Consider the following 18471-nt stretch of genomic DNA (forward strand, 5'->3'; position numbering starts at 1 on the left):
TCACTTCCTATTCTTCGCTTCTCGCGCGTTTATTTTGTCTGCGACTTGTTGCCCACTTAATGTAACCATTGGCATGCCACCACCAGGATTTACTGATCCACCTACAAAGTACAAGTTTTCAAAATACTGACTTTCTTTAGGAAATTTAAATCCTTTGTTTTTCTTTTTATCTGCTACAACACCATATATTGCACCACGATTAGAACGATAATTTTTTTCAATATCCTCCGGTGTCCAAACATCTTCATAAATAATGTGTTTTCTTAAATCAGTAAGTCCCATTTTTTCTAATTTATCCAAAATTTTATCCCTAAACTTCGCATAATCTTCAGTGGTAAAAGGCTGATCTTGAATATATGGAATATGTGGTAAGACTTTGATATTTTCATAACCTACTGGCGCTTGTGTGTGATCAGTTTTATTCGTATTTACTAGATAAATGGTCGGATCATCTGGCAATACCTTTTCATGAAAAACTTGTTGATAATTGAGATAAGCATTTTCCGTAAAAAAGAAATTATGATGTGCTAATTTCGGGTATTGGCAAGCAACACCTAAATGCATCACATATCCTGAGCTTGCCGGCTCAAATTCCCTCTCTAATTTGTTTAATCGTTGAGTATCAAGGTGAATTAAATATTTATAAGTAGGTATGACTTCCATATTTGAAATAATATAATCTGCCTTTACAAACTCACCTGTATCTAATCTGACACCCGTCACACGTCTTTGATATGTTTTAATATTGTCCACACGTGCACCTGTATGAATTGTGACACCTTCTTCACGCGCTAGCTTTTCCAAGGCATTGGCTAAATGATGGATTCCACCTTCTACATACCAAAGGCCTTGCTCTTGTTGCATATGGAATAACATAGATAATACAGCTGGCGCATCGTATGATGAAGAACCTACATATTTGATAAAATAGCCTAACATTTGTCGCAAGTATGGATTCGAGATACGCTTGTCTATGGCCTGTTGCATAGTATGTACATAATCATAATTAATAAGAGCATTTAATGGCCCATGAAATTTAATAATTTGAGATAGTGTATCTAAACCATAGTTAAAATACCCTTTTTCAGTAATACGATCGATTCGTCTTGTATAATTCAAATAATTTTGCAGTTCCTCTATATCCTGTTTCGACAATATCACATTATGCTGACCTGTTTCTTTAATACCTTCATACAAATCGATAGTCGTTCCATCTGGAAAAAAGCTACGCCATTGATGTGGCAATCGCTTGATTGTAACGTAGTCTGACATTTGCTTATTGCTATATTCGAATATTTTTTCAAAAATATAAGGCATCGTTAAAATAGATGGACCTAAATCAAAGCCAAAGCCATCTGATTCATGACGATTCACTTTGCCTCCTATATGATTATTTTGTTCATATAATGAGACCGAATAGCCACTTTGCGCCATTCGAATTGCTGCAGAAATCCCACCTAAGCCACCACCAATAACGATGATATGTTTAGTCATGACGTTCACCTCTTCGTTTTAATATGCGTAGTAACTGCGTTAATCTCGGTCGATTATAACGTTGCACAATAATGATTGGAACATTAGTTATCATTGCATAGAAAATATTTATATACTTTACTAAACGAGGGCCTTTATTAAATATGATGACTGGAAGTATCGATATCCAATGGATCAACTCTGCCCTCTTTGTCTCTATAATCATTTTTTCAATTTCATCAGTATTGATTGTCATTAAATGACGCTGATCATATATATTTTGATTAAGCTGATGACCATCTAAAATCTTATGTTTCCATTTTCTTACGTAAAACCATTTGTTCCAAAATTTTCCATGCTTCTCAAAGTTAAATGATTTAAATATTATATGCTTCTGACGAAAATACTTGTCAGGAATTCTTGTACCTAAATTTGCTATATTTAGTTGAACAATTAACCAATACATACTACAAAAAAATGCTGTTTTGATATATTTTTTCATGGTTTTCATCTAAATTGAATCACTCTCAATCATACTGACATAGTATAAATTATCATTTTATTACTTAGTTCCCTAAAGATTAGTGAATAAACCGCTCTCATTTATATTTATATAAAACAAAAACGCCAATACTCTCATGTTAGAGAATATTGACGTCATTTGATTTACATTTGATTAATGAATGAAATTATATGAACCTGCTTGGTTTGCTGAAATTGTACGAGACGTAACCACACCAGCACCATGTCCATAGTTCATTTCTGAAACACGAACAGAACCGTTGCTGTTAACGCCTTCAACGTAAGCAACATGACCGTAATAGCCTTGTGTTGTTTGCATGATAGCACCAGCTTTTGGTGTATTGTTCACTGTATAGCCAGATGATGCAGCTGCGCTAGCCCAATTACTTGCGTTACCCCATGTTGAACCAATTTTCCCACCAACACGATCAAATACATAATAAGTACATTGTCCTGAAGTATATAAGTTACTTCCTGATGCATAACCATTAGAAATTGAACGACCATTTGAAGATGGCGCTGCAGTTGTAGTCACATGAACATTATTACTTGTTGTGCTATAACTTGCACCTGAACCACCAGTATAATAGTTATTTGTTGCTGTTTGGCTATTGTTTGTATAGTTATTGTATTGATATGAATGATTATAGTAGTTATTGTAAGATGCATTGTTATAACTATACGTATTGTAGTTATTGTAATAGTATGTGTTGTTTTGCGTTAATTGACTTGGATTCCAATTTCCTGTCCAAGTGTAATGATAATTACCTTGTGCATCAATTGTATACGTATAGCTGTATGATTGAGCGTCATTAGAATTATATCCATTGTTATTTTGTTCTGCGGCTTGTGCATCATGTCCTGCAAATGCGATAGTGGCAAGTCCTGCTGTAGCGATTGTAGCTGTAACGATTTTTTTCATAATTAAATATCCTCCCAATAATCAAAACACTCTATACATATAGTCATTAGCGACTCAATTATTTTAAATTTTATATTTTTTATTTTTTTAGTATGCAAATAATTATAACTTTTATAGTTTTGCGACAAAATAAACTATAACAGAGATTAGGTGTCTTGCGGGCTTTGTTATCATAATGTAATCTGTTCCTAATAAAGCTTCATTGAATGTAATATACCAATTAGAATGTTTACAACACTTTTTCTGCACCGTTAACATGGGATTTGAAAATAAAAAAGCACTAAACTTTTAATGAAATACACACGAACTGACAATAAATATCAGAAGTAATGTAATATTTCAAAAGTTTAGTGCATCAAGTTATTTTTTATTTGTAGCATGTGTTTCCATCGTTTTTACAATCAAATCAGTCAGCGCTTTACTACCTGCATATTCCAAATGTATGCCGTCATATGCAAAGTATTCCGGATGACCTGCAGAAGCTTTATACCAATCGACTAGATGTACATTAGAGCGCTTTTCAGCTGCCTCATAAATTAATTTATTTATTCTACCTTCATAATCTCTAGGTACTCTAATAGAAACTAAATAAATGTCTGCTTTTCCAAAACTATCCAATAGTTCATTTAATTGATCTTTCGTAAATGCCCCATTTGTACCAAGCTCTACTACAACTTTTTGACCTTTTTTAGCATAGTCTTTATATTGCGATTTCACAATTGGTGTAGCATCAACGAGTTGCCGTCCAACTTTACCATCAATTTGTGCATTTGGTATTTTCTTAGTAAAGACATTACCAATATCCACCATGACCGAGTCACCAATTAATAGTGGTGATGACTTTTTAATATCCTCTTTGCTATTCGCTGTCTGCTTATCCTCTTGCTTATCTTTTTTAACGACTTTTTTCTTCGTTGTTTTAAATTCCGTCTTCTTCTCTTTCTTCTCGGCTTCATGTTGTTTGCCAAGTGCATCAAACTGTCCACTGAGCACAACGATAGACGGAACCAATAATAGGATAACTAACACTGTTCTAGCAAATTGTCCCTTCTTTTTAGGTAAAAATGCAAAAGCTTTAAATCCTTTTTTACGTATAGGTGTTTCAATAAAGCGATACGAAATTTCAGCCATTAACGCTGTTAATACAATTTCTATCACATAGACGTATACAGGTATTTGTCCTTGTACGTAATAACTGTTCACAAAAACAATGATAGGATAATGCCATAAATATAAGCTATATGATCGTTTACCTATAATTAGCAAAGGTTTCATACTTAAAAATTTAGCAAATAAACTAGAAGGATGTACCGCAATTGCAATAATGAATAAAGTTGCAAATGATATAATGTAAAATCCTCCATTATAGATCCATTGATCTTGGTCTCCAACTATAAAGAACAAAGTCATTAGAACCGCAAAACCAGATATCCCTATAATATCTAATGATACGACAATCTTTTTAGAAATATCTTTTTTCAAAGCAAACGGAGGCCAAATAAATGCTAATATACAACCAAGCAATAAAGTTTGCAGTCGTGTATCTGTCCCAAAATACACACGTGAATTATCTCCAGTGATGAAATGAATCACTATCATAAGTCCTAAAGAAATCAACGATACAATAAATAGCGTTTGAATAATATTTCTCGGTTTAAATCTATGTAATAAGAACGTGATAACCAATGGGAAAAGCAAGTAAAATTGTTCTTCAATGGCTAAAGACCATAAATGTTTGAGTGGTTCAATAGCAAATTGGTTAAAATAATCTACATTCTGTGAAATGTACCACCAGTTTGAAACATAGAATATAGCTGCAATAGCATCTCGTTTCATTTGTATAATCAATTCCGGTTTAAATATCAGTGTGAACGTAAGCACGACACAGATTAAAAACAACACTGCCGGAATGAGTCGTTTCAATCGTCGCTTCCAAAACTCTAGCAAATCGATTTTTTGCGTCCGATAATACTCACTTATCAACAAACTTGTTATTAAATAACCTGAAATAACGAAGAATGTATCTACTCCTAAAAAGCCCCCACTTAACCATTGTGCATTCAAGTGATAAATAATGATTCCTATAACTGCGAATGCCCTCAATCCATCTAATCCGGGTAAGTATCGCGGGGAATACATTTTTTCTAAACGTTTAAAGTCTTTTGTATCCATGTTAATAAACGCCCCATTTATTTTTCTCTATTTTGTAGCATATCACAATATTTTTGAAAATAAAATATTGCACTGATTTTCATTAATTGATTTAACCCTTAATTAAGATAGTTTTAAATTTTTTATTAAGTAGAAAACAATTATTACAGTTAATTTCATTACTGCAAACCACATATAAATTTGTCGATTTTACTACATAACATAGATTATCATAGATTCTTGAATTTTTAACAAAATAACTGTTGTTTTCATTATATTTTTACAAAAAAAGGTTCGTTTTATATTTTATGCATCTTACTTTTACACAATTATTTAAATATACCCTTTAAATTTCATTTTTTCAAAACTTCTATAATGAATAAATTACCATGTATTGAAAATAAAGTAAAATGCATAATATCCTCTAATTTAAATCAAACGATATATCACGTCAGCCTTTTATATTTAAACGCTATATGCCACTTTTAAAATGAATATTACTAAGGTCGCCATATCAATTATTCATTGATTCGAATTAACCTTTTAAATTTCTGTAATAAAACCTATTATCTACATCTAATTTAGGAAAACTACTTGGTAAATCTCCTCGCTTAATTTCACGGAAGCCATTATTAGAATAAAAATACTGTGCACTAATAAATTTATCAATTGTTCCTAAATAAATACCATCGATATTTTGTTCTTTACATGTCATTATAACTTTATCTAAAAGTTTTTTACCTATTTTTAAATTCCTATAACCTTCATCAACAAACATTTTTTTAAGTGCAGACATATTATTATCTAGTCTAATCAAACCTATAGTACCAACAATATTTTGATGATTGTTTATTGCAAGCCAAAATTGCCCTCCACTATTCAAATAGTTATGTTCGATGTTCTCCAAATCAGGTTGATCATCTCTATCAATTTTTATATTAAATTCATTTTTTTGAATCGATAAAATAAACTCGATTAGCTCTTCCTTATAAGACCTATTATATTCAATTATGTTTATAGTCATTTTTATCTCCAGTTTCATTTAATTTAATCATAAAATGTGCGTTTAGTTTGTATCTAGTGTACTCAGTACAGCCTCAAATGAAGTTTCATTCCACTTGGCACTTAATAAAGACAAGTATTTTAGCAGTAATACAATAAAGTCCAATAAATTTCCCTAACTTCAATATCCACTTTTTAAGAAATGTATTTTTGATTAATAAAAAAACTCTCCCCAATTTCTATGGGAAGAGCTATATATTTAATGTTTAAACATTACTTTTATTTATTATGAAGGAATTAGAATCCCCAAGCACCTAAACCTTGTGCTTTGTATGCTTTAACAGCTGCGTTGATTTGTTGGTCAACAGTGTTTGTTGGACCCCAACCTGGCATAGTTTGGAATAAACCTGAAGCACCTGATGGGTTGTAAGCATTTACTTGACCATTTGATTCACGAGCGATGATTGCAGCCCATGTAGAAGCTGAAACACCAGTACGTTGAGCCATGATTTGAGCTGCTGATGAACCAGTAGCACCTGCAGTATTACCATTGCTTAATCTCACTGAACTTGAAGTAGTTGAAGTGCTGTAGTTATGGTAAGTTGGAGCTGAAACAGCTTCAACGTTTGAGTTACTTGATTGTGCATTGTAGCTTACTGATTGTACATTTGAACCTTGGTTGTATGAAGTAGTGTAGTCTGCACCTGCAACGTTTGAGAAACCAGCAGTTTGACCATTAGCTGCTTCATAGCTCCATGACCATGTAGTACCATTTGAAGTGAAGTTATATTGGAAACCATCTTTTACAAAGTGGATGTCATATGCACCATCTTTGATTGGAGCTGCATTTAATTGATCTTGGTGATTATGCGCTAAGTCAACTAAGTGTGCTTGATCAACGTTTACTTCAGCAGCGTGTGCTTCATGTCCTGTGCTTGCTGCGTAACCTGTTACACCTAATGCCACTGCTAATGATGATGCCATAATTGTCTTTTTCATAGTAAAAAATCCTCCAGTAATAATTGTAAGTTTATGTTTTTAGTAATTATATTTTGAATTTGAATGTCGTAGTGCAAGTTTAAATTGTCTTTTATTTCTTTCAACGGTACTCACTATATCATAAAAAAGTAGCAAGTAAATTACACTTTCTTTACAAAACATTACAATATCAAGTGTTATTTGTAATGTTGAAATATGGTTGTTTTATACTGTAATGTGAAATATGTTTCTTTTTGAATCTAATCAATCCTTGAAATAAGCATAAATGCATAAGTTTTTTACTATATTTAGCTCAACTATTACAGCTTTCGTAATATTACAGATTGTATTTTTGTTACATGCTTGTAACATTACCGTCATCAAATACAACTTAATTTGATCAGTTAAACACAATTAAAAAGCAATCAATACATAGGTTCCATCACATGTATTGATTGCTATTAATATTAAATATTCAAAGTGACTATGCACATATCTTTTGTGGATTGACTTATCTTTTATTAGCGCAAATTATCTGCTGTTCAATTATATTGTTCAACTTCATTCTCGCAATTCACAATAACATTAAATAATTTTCGGTCTCATATTTTCAAAAAACATACTGTCCTTATCCCATGAATTTAAAAATATCATTAGTATATAAACGAAACACTTTACGATAAATGATATCTGCAAGCCAAGCTGTTACAAATGGTACAACAAAGAACGCTACTACAATTAGTAAGACACTCAACCAAGCAGAATCAACCTCCATAAATTTAAATGCATTAATCGGTCCTACCATCCCTATAAAACCAAATCCAGCTGATTCTTTCGTTCCATGAATACCTACTAATGCTGATACCAAACCTGATACAATGGCTGTTGTCAATATTGGTAACATAAGAATTGGATATTTCACCATATTAGGTATCATCATTTTAACGCCTCCAAAGAAGACGGATAACGGCACCCCTAAACGATTCACTTTACTTGTACCAATTATCAATACTGCTTCAGTCGCGGAGATACCAATTGACGCTGATCCAGCTGCTAAACCTGTAATACCTATCGCAAAGGCAATGGCCACAGTTGATAGTGGAGAAATAATAATAAGACTAAATACCATTGAAATCAAAATACTCATGACAATCGGTTGTAATTCTGTAAAACCATTAACCATATTACCGATGGCTGTTGTAATCATTTTCGTATACGGCAATATTAAAACACCAATTGCACCTGAAATACCGCCAACAACTGTTGGGAATACAATCAATGCCATACTACCTACGCGATGTTGAATAAGTAAAATGAACAACACTGCAATCGCTGCTGTAATCATTGTATTAATTAAATCACCAATACCCGTAATCATCCAAGCACCATTTTTAAACTGCGCTGCACCGCTTCCTACATATGCTGCACTCGCCACAACAGCAATTGCTAATGGTGATAGGTCAAATTTCATGGCAACCAATGCACCAATCAAAGCAGGTACTGTAAATTGAATTGCAACGACAACGCCTAATAACGTTTTAAAAATCGGATGATAATCCATAAAGTATTTAAAAATTTCTCCAAGTATCGCATTAGGAACTAAACCCGCAACAATACCTATGGCGACACCTGATAAAACTCTAAATATAAAATCTTTGGGTGTAATTGTTTTAATTGATGTCATAATATCATCCTTCCATTTATGTATATACATCTGTATGCAAATAATAAAGAGCCTTAAGTTATAAGCTGCCACTAGCTTAAATTCTAAGATGTGCATGCCGATGTTGTTATATTTAGGCTAGCAGTATCATCTATAACTCAAGACTATGAAAAATAGTATATCACAAAATTCTGAATTTTTAGATAAAGAAATTGGCAATTTTTCAAACATATTGTTACAATACACTTTTATTTTATCTTCATTTTTAAAATCCATTAATACAATAGAAGAAAGACATTCAAATGCTTACCAAAAAGGTACATTATTTGTTAGGAGCGTATCAGCACTTACATATCATCAACACAATTGACAATATAATAGAAGATACTGATAATAAGTGTTAAAACAACAGATGTTAGGTAGTGAACAAATGATGGAAAGTAAATCCATAGATCCAAGAATCGTTAGAACCAAACAATTGCTTGTCGATGCTTTTCTTAAAATTTCTAGAGAAAAGAAATTATCTCAAATTACAGTTAAAGATATCACTGATATTGCTACGCTAAATCGTGCAACATTTTACGCTCATTTCACTGATAAAGAAGACCTCCTAGACTACACATTGTCTGTAACCATTTTAAAAGACTTGAATGATAACTTGAGCATTTCTAATGTCATTAATGAAAAGGTACTGCGTAATATTTTCATTTCAATTGCGAGTTATATCAAAGATGCTGCAAAGTCTTGCGAATTAAATAGTGAAGCATTTTGCAACAAAGCACATCAACGTATTAATAATGAATTAGAAGATATTTTTGCGATTATGTTAGAAAACAGCTACCCAGAGCATCAACGCGATATCATTGTAAATAGTGCGAGTTTTTTAGCAGCTGGTATCTCAGGCTTAGCATTACATTGGTTTAACACGAGTCAAGAGACAGCCGATGTGTTTATCGATCGCAACCTACCATTTTTAATTCATCATATAGCACATTTTTAATAAAACTTAGTATTTAGTCATGCATCTTGAAATCACTATGTGACTTAGGTTCATACTTGTACACACAATAAAATTTAACGTATTACGATTAATTTGCAGTGTCTAGGACATAAATCAACGTCCTATACTCTACAAAGCCATATTGGCAGTCGTTAACTGAATGAAAATAAGCTTGTCATTAAAACATATAGATTTTAGTGACAAGCATTTTTGTTTTTGCGTACTTAAACAACACTTCAGACAATATGTTGTTTAGGCAACAAATGATATATGCGTGTTTATTGGCAAACGTACGACATAGTAGTATAGTATGTCTAAACAACACATGTCGTATAGTTGATATACGTTGTTTAAATACTAAGATAGGAGGGATTGACGTGAGCGAGACAGATGAATCTCAGGGGTTTGAACGCACGCATAATATATTAAATATTAATCAGAGTAGTCTGGGTGTAGTGACATACATTACAAATAAATTAAAGTCGACGTTGAAGCAACACATAATAATTGCTTGTGGTAAAAAGCGAATCGACTATCGACTGTCGTATAACTTTTACACTACGTATTATGATAATGTAGAAATCAAGAAAATCGACTGTGAATATACCTATGCTATGCCCATTGCAATTTTAATAAGACACATGATGTCATTCGACAATGATTATTTCTTTGCTCAGCTACGTCATCCTGTCTTATAAAACAACATTGCAGACATGTATATCAAACGACACTTCAATAACATCAGTTTGCCATCGTACTACTATTAAAATCGTGTCTCAAACCCCTTATTTTAATTCCAAAAATCTGCTGGTCAAAAGACCGAGAAACTAAAAACATTACTGAATGTGTTGATAAATTACCTTATAGAAATAATCTCAAAATATATCAACACTTGATTCTAAGGAGGATATGACAATATGAAAATTTTAGATAGAATTAATGAACTTGCAAATAAAGAAAAAGTACAACCACTTACTGTAGCTGAAAAACAAGAACAACATGCATTGCGTCAAGACTACTTAAGCATGATCCGAGGACAAGTATTAACAACATTTTCCACAATAAAAGTGGTTGATCCAATCGGTCAAGATGTCACACCAGATAAAGTTTATGATCTTCGCCAACAATACGGTTATATTCAAAATTAATATTTGCTCACGAGGTATTGCACTTAAGGTGCCAACTGACCTCATAAACAAAGCCCATACTGATTGAAGACACTAATGTGTCCAGGCTGGGACATAAATCAATGTTCTATGCTCTACGAAGTTATATTGGCAGTAGTTGACTGAACGAAAATGCGCTTGTAACAAGCTTTTTTCAATTCTAGTCAGGGGCCCCAACACAGAGAATTTCGAAAAGAAATTCTACAGGCAATGCAAGTTGGGGATGGGCCCCAACAAAGAGAAATTGGATTCCCAATTTCTACAGACAATGCAAGTTGGGGTGGGACGACGAAATAAATTTTGCGAAAATATCATTTCTGTCCCACTCCCACATTAAACTTCATCTCTGTATGGGCTTTTTATTTATTCTTTTGAGAATTTCATTTTAGCAGACCAAAAAATTAAAATGGTGTCCATCAAGATCTTTGAACATTGCACCATAAAACCCTTGGCTTACTGTTGGTTCTTGAACGACTGTGCCACCTGCTTCTTTCACTTTATTCACCAACTGGTCAACTTCTTCATTTGTGTTCACACCTAGAGAAATCATCACTTCATTTGGTTCAGTATTAAGGCTTTGCTGACTTACATTTTGAAAATGCTTGTTTTCTATTAAAATTACGGTTGTTTGACCTATTTGAATGCCCACCATTTTATCTAACATTTGTGGGTTTCTATTTATTTTAAATCCTAACGCTTTATAAAACTGTGCGCTCTTTTCTAAATCTTGAACATGCAAATTAAACCACATTGATTGAATCATGATTGCACCCCATTCATTACTTATTATAGTCTTGGACTTTAAGCCAATCACTTAATGATAATCTTGTTGGATTTATTTCAGCCATTAATTCAAAGTCTACTTCATAACCTTTTTCTTCCAACCATTGCTTTTCTGCAACACTACTAACAAATTCTCCTTCAATAACAGTCGATTTACCTGTCACTTCACTAAAAATTGTTGCTGCTTCACTTAATGTAACTTCATCGGAACCAATCTCTATTGATTGATGCGTAAAGCTTTGTGGATGTGCAAAAATATACGATGCAATTTTAGCTATATCAATAGAAGAAATCATTGTGAATTTTATATTCGGATTAATAAATTCTGGTAATGTAATACGTTCATCTTCGACTTTAGCAATGCGTAAAAAATTATCCATAAAGAATGATGGTTTGATAACTGTTGCGTTTATATTAGATTCCATTAATCTATTTTCTATTTTTGCTAGTACTTCAAAGTGTGGGCCAGTTCGATTTCGATTAACCCCTCCCGCAGTACTATACACAATATGTTGAATATTTTCTTGCTCAGCTATTTCAATTATCTTCATACCTTGTCTTAATTCTTCGCTAACATCATCTTTAACGATTGGCTGAATACTGTATAAGCCATACTTCCCTTTCATCGCTGATTGCAAACTATCACTATCACTCAGATCACCTTCAACGATTGATAAATGCGGATGTCCTATGTCTGAAAGTTTACGATTATTCTTATTTCTAGTTAATGCACTTACATACCATCCATCCTCTAACAACTGTTTTACAACTGCATTACCTTGCTTCCCTGTTGCGCCTATTACTAAAATATCTTTCATTTTAGATCCACTCCCCTTTTATCTTAAAAACCAATAGTCCTCTTTTTCACCTTTTAAATACGTATATGGTTCTGGTGTTTGTCCATTTTCCTTAATATTGTCATTTATTACATTTCTGACATCCCATACTAAATGAATAAATCGTTGTAATTGATGACTAAAAATGCCTAGTGGCGCTTTCATAGCTAATGCTTTTTCCACATCTTCTGTGGTAACATTCAGTTTTTCTGCAATCATTTGAACCGATAAAGTTGATGCTTCGAAATGTGCTTGCAATTCTTCAGCTGTAATACGTCTTTGCTCTTTATTTAAAGACATACGCAACACTCTTTTCTTTTATGATATTTAATAGTTATTGCAAATTCATTGCTATCTTTCTTAACACGCTTTATAATAAACGGAGAGTTATCCGTTTGTCAATTTTAGAGAATTTTAAGTAGGTGTAATCATGCGAAAAGATGCAAAAGAGAATAGGCAACGAATTGAAGAAATAGCACACAAACTTTTTGATGAAGAAGGCGTTGAAAACATTAGTATGAATCGTATTGCTAAAGAACTAGGTATCGGTATGGGGACATTGTATCGACATTTCAAAGATAAAAGCGATTTATGCTACTACGTCATACAAAGAGACCTTGATATTTTCATCACTCATTTTAAGCAAATTAAAGATGACTATCATTCTGATTATGAGGTTATGCAAGTGTCGTTAGATTATCTTTTACAATTTAAAATCGATAATAAGGCACTACTGCAATGTATTGAAGCAGGCAACAATAAATTACGTTTTTACCAAAGCGCATTTTATCAAGAATTATTTAATTTTTATTATGACTTATTTAAAAGCGATGACGACATTTACAAGAAGTTCAAAACAGATATGCTGTTGCAAGCATTATCAACTAGTGTATTTGCCTTCCAAATAGAGCATCGCCATATTTCAATTGAAGCGTACAGAAATTATTTATTAAACATTTATTTAGATGAGGTGGAACGTAATGACTAAAATTGTGTTAATCACAGGAGGCAATAAAGGGTTAGGCTATGCAAGTGCAGAGGCACTTAAAGCATTGGGTTACAAAGTTTATATAGGTTCTCGTAATGACGTAAGAGGACAACAAGCATCACAAAAATTAGGTGTTCATTATGTACAGTTAGATGTTACAAGTGACTACTCAGTCAAAAATGCTTATAACATGATTGCTGAAAAAGAAGGCCGTCTTGATATCCTCATTAACAATGCAGGTATATCTGGTCAATTTTCAGCACCTTCCAAATTGACACCTCGTGACGTTGAAGAAGTATATCAAACGAATGTATTTGGTATCGTTCGAATGATGAACACATTCGTCCCTCTCTTAGAAAAATCTGAACAACCTGTTGTCGTCAACGTATCAAGTGGTTTAGGTTCATTTGGAATGGTTACAAACCCCGAAACAGCTGAATCTAAAGTGAATTCATTAGCTTATTGTTCGTCTAAATCGGCAGTAACAATGCTAACGCTACAATACGCTAAAGGATTACCTAACATGCAAATCAATGCTGCTGATCCAGGCGCTACAAATACTGATTTAGTTGGTGATTTTAGCAATAATTCAAAACATGTTTCTGAAGGGATCAAGCCAATCATTCAATTAGCAACCATTGATGCAGATGGTCCAACAGGTACATTTATTAATGGCGATGGAGAGATGCCTTGGTAGATCAATTTTATGTTACAAATATTAAATTTAGAGGTAAATAAAGAATGCTTCTGCAATAGATGCAATATACATGCAAAAAAATATGGAGGCGAATTAAATGAAAAGTATTACGTTTGAAGAACATTATGTCATTGAAGATATTCAAAAAGAAACGATGAATGCGATATCAGCAGATCCTAAAGGTGTACCGATGAAAGTAATGTTAGAAGGCCTTGAAAAAAAGACCGGTTTTACAAATGCCGACGAATTATCACATCATGATGAACGTATCCAATTTATGAATAATCAAGACGTTCAAATTCAAGTCTTATCTTATGGAAATGGGTCTCCTTCAAATTTAGTTGGTCAGAAAGCCATTGAATTATGTCAAAAAGCAAATGATCAATTGGCAAATTATATTGCACAATATCCCAATCGCTTTGTAGGCTTTGCAACTTTACCTATCAATGAGCCTGAAGCCGCAGCGCGAGAATTCGAACGTTGCATCAATGATTTAGGATTCAAAGGTGCGCTCATTATGGGACGTGCACAAGATGGTTTTCTTGATCAAGACAAATATGACATTATTTTCAAAACAGCTGAAAATTTAGACGTACCGATTTATCTACATCCCGCGCCAGTTAACAGTGACATTTATCAATCATACTATAAAGGAAATTATCCTGAAGTAACTGCGGCAACATTTGCTTGTTTTGGTTATGGTTGGCACATTGATGTCGGTATTCATGCAATACATCTTGTATTATCTGGCATTTTTGATCGTTATCCAAAGTTAAATATGATTATTGGACATTGGGGTGAGTTTATCCCCTTCTTCTTAGAACGTATGGATGAAGCTTTATTCGCTGAACATTTGAACCACCCTGTAAGCTATTACTTTAAAAATAATTTTTATATCACACCGAGTGGCATGTTAACGAAGCCACAGTTTGATTTAGTCAAGAAAGAAGTAGGTATTGATAGAATTCTTTATGCTGCTGATTATCCATATATTGAGCCTGAAAAATTAGGTGTATTTTTAGATGAACTGGGTTTAACAGATGAAGAAAAAGAGAAAATAAGTTATACAAATGGTGCTAAATTATTAGGTTTATCATCTAACAATTAACAAATGGAGGTCATTGAATATGGAAACTTTAGAATTACAAGGCGCTAAATTACGATACCACCAAGTCGGACAAGGACCCGTGCTCATCTTTATTCCTGGTGCAAACGGTACCGGAGACATTTTTCTGCCTCTTGCAGAACAGTTAAAAGACCATTTTACTGTTGTAGCCGTTGATCGTCGTGATTATGGAGAAAGCGAGTTAACTGAACCACTTCCTGATTCCGCTTCTAACCCTGACAGTGATTATCGTGTCAAACGCGACGCACAGGACATTGCCGAACTTGCAAAGTCATTAAGTGATGAACCTGTCTATATATTAGGTTCAAGTTCAGGTTCAATCGTTGCGATGCATGTGTTAAAAGATTACCCTGAAGTCGTTAAAAAGATTGCATTTCACGAACCACCAATTAATACATTTTTACCAGACAGTACTTATTGGAAAGATAAAAATGATGACATTGTGCATCAAATTTTAACAGAAGGCTTAGAAAAAGGCATGAAAACATTTGGTGAAACATTAAATATCGCACCAATTGATGCAAAAATGATGTCTCAACCTGCTGATACTGAAGAAGGACGTATAGAACAGTACAAACGTACGATGTTCTGGTCAGAATTTGAAATTAGACAATATACGCATTCAGATATTACTTTGGATGATTTCACAAAATACAACGATAAAATCACCCTACTAAATGGGACAGATTCTAGAGGCTCCTTCCCACAAGATGTTAACTTTTATATAAATAACGAAACTGGCATACCTATTGTAGATATTCCAGGTGGTCACTTAGGTTATATTCAAAAACCTGAAGGCTTTGCTGATGTATTATTAAATATGTGGAGTTAATTGATTTTATAGCTTTATACAACTGCACCATGCTGAAAAGTTACATTTATAAATTGATAATATACTTATAGAGTGAAATATTTGTGGGGTCTAATGAAAATATTGTAATGCATTTTAATCACTGAGGAGCCATATATACTATGAAAGCCATTCAAATAAAGAAATACAATAAAAATAGAGATGTACAAATTAGAGATATTACTATTCCAGAGATCAAATCTACTGAGGTACTTGTAAAAGTAGCTTATGCAGCAATTAATCCATTAGAAAATTTAACTATTAATGGAAGTGTCAAATTAATTCAAAACTATAAAATGCCTCAAACTATTGGTAATGAACTCACAGGAACAATTGTTAAAGTAGGAAGTAAAGTCGAAGATTATAAATTAGGCGATAAAATATATTCACGATTACCAATCGATCGTATAGGTGCTTTTGCAGAGTATGTTTCTATTGAATCTAATGCTATTGCAAAATTACCTAAAAATTTAAACCTTAAAACAGGTGCAGCAGTGCCGTTAACAGGTTTAACTGCTTATCAAGCAATTACTGAAGAATTAAAAGCTATACCTGGTAAAACATTGTTTATACCTGGTGGTTCAGGCAGCTTTGGACAAATGGCAGTACCTATAGCAAAATCATTAGGGCTTAAAGTTATTGTATCCGGAAGTCCGAGACTTAAAGATCAATTTTTAGCTAAGGGTGTCGATCAATATATAGACTACAAAACTGAGAATTACTGTGAAGTTTTATCTGACATTGATTATGTTATAGACACACTTGGACCAAATGAATTCGATAAAGAATTATCAGTTATGAAACCTGGTGGTACTATTGTCAGTCTTATTAATGCGCCTAACAAAGCATTTGCTGTGAAAAATAATTTTTCACCATTTAAAAAATTGCTATTTGGTTTAGCAGGTAAAAAATTCGATAAAAAAGCTCAAAAAAAGTCGATAGATTATCGTTTTATATTTGTACGTTCGGATGGTGAGCAATTAAAAATTTTAAATAAAATCATCGAACAAAACAATATCATACCAGACATCGACGACCATATTTTCACAATAGACGAAATTGACAAAGCACTTGACTATACATTTAATCATCATACAAATGGCAAGGTATTAATACGTATTGATAACTCTGACAACACAATTTATTGATTAAATAGATAGTACCTGAATTTATCTTATATTTATTTGTAGCTTTAAAAATAATATCAATTATTATCTTTGACCTTATGGATACTATTAATAGATCTGTATTTAACAATAAAGAAATATACCTAATAAAATAATTTATAAATGCCCCTCTCACTACAATTTATATAACAAGTGGGGCATTTATTATCTATATACTGTTCATTCTTTCCCACTGAAAACACTACTGTTCCAAACATTGATAGTCTTCTTTTGAAATACCCTTTCCGATAAGCACCAAATATTCTGGCACTTTTTTTGAAAATGCTACAGGTGTTAATTCATATTGTCCTTGTGTAAATTGAATGAGATACGTATGTGCGGTGTCTTCAAATGTCATAAACCCTTTCAACCTATAAATATGAGACGGAAGGCATGCTAAACGTTTTATAAACTCTGCTTTAGTACATTTGACTGGTGATTGCACAAATTGATGATTTATTGTTTTGTGTAATGATTCATGTTTATTGTCGGAAGTAACTGTCATTTGTCTAACTGATATTGGTAAAGTGACGCTGCCATGCATACCGACTTGTATATCTGCCTCTGGGTTAATAACTTCTAAATCTTTCAATAGTTTGCTCGTTGTTTCAACATCTGCTGAATCTATTTTATTAACAAATAAGACAGAACAATATGCTAATTGCTCATAAAATAAGCCTTGGATGTCTTTTGGAAATGATTTTATATGTTTATACATGCTTGCATCTACAACACCAATCATATGTGTAATGGTTGTAAACGGAGCTAAAATAGGCGTTAAACAAGCATCTAAGACAGAGACCGGTTCTGCAATCCCACTACATTCAATAAATACAATGTCTGGTTGCTCTTTTAAATATAATTGATGTAATTGTTCTGATACATCTGCTTTCATTGCACAACAGATACACCCCTCTGTCAGTTCACTTAAAGGTATGTCTTCAGATACTAAGGCACCATCAACACTCATTTTACCAAATTCATTCATGATAACTGCCGGTTTCAGCGACTCCTTTAATGATTCAGCGAGCAAATGATTTAAGACAGTCGTTTTACCGCCACCTAAAAACCCACCTATAATAACTATTTTCATCTGCGACTCTCCTCTTATACTTCATATGAATAGCATATTCCAAGATATCTTTCCT

20 protein-coding genes are annotated in these 18471 nt (G+C 33.0%); 8 read left to right on the plus strand and 12 right to left on the minus strand.

What is annotated here, in order from left to right:
• From IDG65_RS05730 to IDG65_RS05765, 8 genes are all read right to left on the minus strand, one after another.
• A complete protein-coding gene (locus tag IDG65_RS05730) occupies positions 1-1494 on the minus strand; it encodes a phytoene desaturase family protein (protein ID WP_052997669.1) in 1494 nt (497 codons plus the stop codon).
• Complete coding sequence (crtO, locus tag IDG65_RS05735; RefSeq protein ID WP_078064694.1) at positions 1487-1975, minus strand: glycosyl-4,4'-diaponeurosporenoate acyltransferase; 489 nt, start codon at positions 1973-1975, stop codon at positions 1487-1489. The genes IDG65_RS05730 and crtO overlap by 8 nt, the downstream gene beginning before the upstream one ends.
• Positions 1976-2149: 174 nt before the next feature.
• On the minus strand, positions 2150-2917 hold the full coding sequence (locus tag IDG65_RS05740; RefSeq protein ID WP_000725226.1) for a CHAP domain-containing protein: 768 nt from the start codon (positions 2915-2917) through the stop codon (positions 2150-2152).
• Between the two features lie 360 nt (positions 2918-3277).
• Positions 3278-5089 (minus strand): acyltransferase family protein, encoded by a 1812-nt coding sequence (locus tag IDG65_RS05745; protein WP_000379833.1) that lies wholly within the window; start codon positions 5087-5089, stop codon positions 3278-3280.
• A 514-nt stretch (positions 5090-5603) separates the two neighbouring features.
• Positions 5604-6092 (minus strand): GNAT family N-acetyltransferase, encoded by a 489-nt coding sequence (locus IDG65_RS05750; protein WP_000154459.1) that lies wholly within the window; start codon positions 6090-6092, stop codon positions 5604-5606.
• A gap of 275 nt (positions 6093-6367) precedes the next feature.
• Positions 6368-7069, minus strand: a complete 702-nt coding sequence (gene isaA / locus IDG65_RS05755) for a lytic transglycosylase IsaA (protein WP_000751274.1) — start codon at positions 7067-7069, stop codon at positions 6368-6370.
• A gap of 607 nt (positions 7070-7676) precedes the next feature.
• On the minus strand, positions 7677-8732 hold the full coding sequence (locus IDG65_RS05760; protein WP_000200684.1) for a PTS sugar transporter subunit IIC: 1056 nt from the start codon (positions 8730-8732) through the stop codon (positions 7677-7679).
• A 126-nt stretch (positions 8733-8858) separates the two neighbouring features.
• Positions 8859-8957, minus strand: a complete 99-nt coding sequence (locus tag IDG65_RS05765) for a hypothetical protein (RefSeq protein WP_223181132.1) — start codon at positions 8955-8957, stop codon at positions 8859-8861.
• Between the two features lie 184 nt (positions 8958-9141).
• Here IDG65_RS05765 and IDG65_RS05770 point away from each other — a divergent pair, with 184 nt between their 5' ends.
• From IDG65_RS05770 to IDG65_RS05780, 3 genes are all read left to right on the plus strand, one after another.
• Positions 9142-9711 carry a TetR/AcrR family transcriptional regulator gene (locus IDG65_RS05770; protein WP_001789900.1) on the plus strand — a complete coding sequence of 190 codons (570 nt, stop codon included), beginning with the start codon at positions 9142-9144 and terminating at the stop codon, positions 9709-9711.
• Between the two features lie 197 nt (positions 9712-9908).
• On the plus strand, positions 9909-10409 hold the full coding sequence (locus IDG65_RS05775; protein ID WP_014667759.1) for a hypothetical protein: 501 nt from the start codon (positions 9909-9911) through the stop codon (positions 10407-10409).
• Between the two features lie 219 nt (positions 10410-10628).
• Complete coding sequence (locus IDG65_RS05780; RefSeq protein ID WP_000697134.1) at positions 10629-10859, plus strand: DUF896 domain-containing protein; 231 nt, start codon at positions 10629-10631, stop codon at positions 10857-10859.
• A gap of 403 nt (positions 10860-11262) precedes the next feature.
• Here the strand turns inward: IDG65_RS05780 and IDG65_RS05785 are convergent, their stop codons facing one another.
• Genes IDG65_RS05785 through IDG65_RS05795 form a run of 3 tightly spaced genes read right to left on the minus strand, consistent with a single transcriptional unit; the run spans position 11263 to position 12796 of the window.
• Positions 11263-11640 (minus strand): VOC family protein, encoded by a 378-nt coding sequence (locus IDG65_RS05785; protein ID WP_000616227.1) that lies wholly within the window; start codon positions 11638-11640, stop codon positions 11263-11265.
• Positions 11641-11656: 16 nt separating this feature from the next.
• Positions 11657-12478 (minus strand): NmrA/HSCARG family protein, encoded by an 822-nt coding sequence (locus IDG65_RS05790; RefSeq protein ID WP_000651839.1) that lies wholly within the window; start codon positions 12476-12478, stop codon positions 11657-11659.
• An 18-nt stretch (positions 12479-12496) separates the two neighbouring features.
• Positions 12497-12796 (minus strand): DUF2316 family protein, encoded by a 300-nt coding sequence (locus tag IDG65_RS05795; protein WP_000055844.1) that lies wholly within the window; start codon positions 12794-12796, stop codon positions 12497-12499.
• A 130-nt stretch (positions 12797-12926) separates the two neighbouring features.
• Between IDG65_RS05795 and IDG65_RS05800 the strand changes: the two genes are divergently transcribed.
• From IDG65_RS05800 to IDG65_RS05820, 5 genes are all read left to right on the plus strand, one after another.
• Positions 12927-13484, plus strand: coding sequence for a TetR/AcrR family transcriptional regulator (locus IDG65_RS05800; protein WP_001224183.1), 558 nt, complete (start codon positions 12927-12929; stop codon positions 13482-13484).
• Positions 13477-14181: an SDR family NAD(P)-dependent oxidoreductase gene (locus IDG65_RS05805; RefSeq protein WP_000161828.1), complete on the plus strand. Its 705-nt coding sequence runs from the start codon at positions 13477-13479 to the stop codon at positions 14179-14181. The genes IDG65_RS05800 and IDG65_RS05805 overlap by 8 nt, the downstream gene beginning before the upstream one ends.
• Before the next feature lie 97 nt (positions 14182-14278).
• On the plus strand, positions 14279-15289 hold the full coding sequence (locus IDG65_RS05810; protein ID WP_000836420.1) for an amidohydrolase family protein: 1011 nt from the start codon (positions 14279-14281) through the stop codon (positions 15287-15289).
• A gap of 19 nt (positions 15290-15308) precedes the next feature.
• Positions 15309-16139: an alpha/beta hydrolase gene (locus tag IDG65_RS05815; RefSeq protein ID WP_000448903.1), complete on the plus strand. Its 831-nt coding sequence runs from the start codon at positions 15309-15311 to the stop codon at positions 16137-16139.
• Between the two features lie 140 nt (positions 16140-16279).
• On the plus strand, positions 16280-17305 hold the full coding sequence (locus IDG65_RS05820) for an NADP-dependent oxidoreductase (protein WP_000644427.1): 1026 nt from the start codon (positions 16280-16282) through the stop codon (positions 17303-17305).
• A gap of 220 nt (positions 17306-17525) precedes the next feature.
• Here IDG65_RS05820 and IDG65_RS05825 read toward each other — a convergent pair whose 3' ends face one another.
• Positions 17526-18416: a CobW family GTP-binding protein gene (locus IDG65_RS05825; RefSeq protein ID WP_000706527.1), complete on the minus strand. Its 891-nt coding sequence runs from the start codon at positions 18414-18416 to the stop codon at positions 17526-17528.
• Positions 18417-18471 lie beyond the last annotated feature (55 nt).

The organism is Staphylococcus sp. EG-SA-17, from assembly GCF_017151845.1.
GTDB lineage: Bacteria > Bacillota > Bacilli > Staphylococcales > Staphylococcaceae > Staphylococcus > Staphylococcus aureus.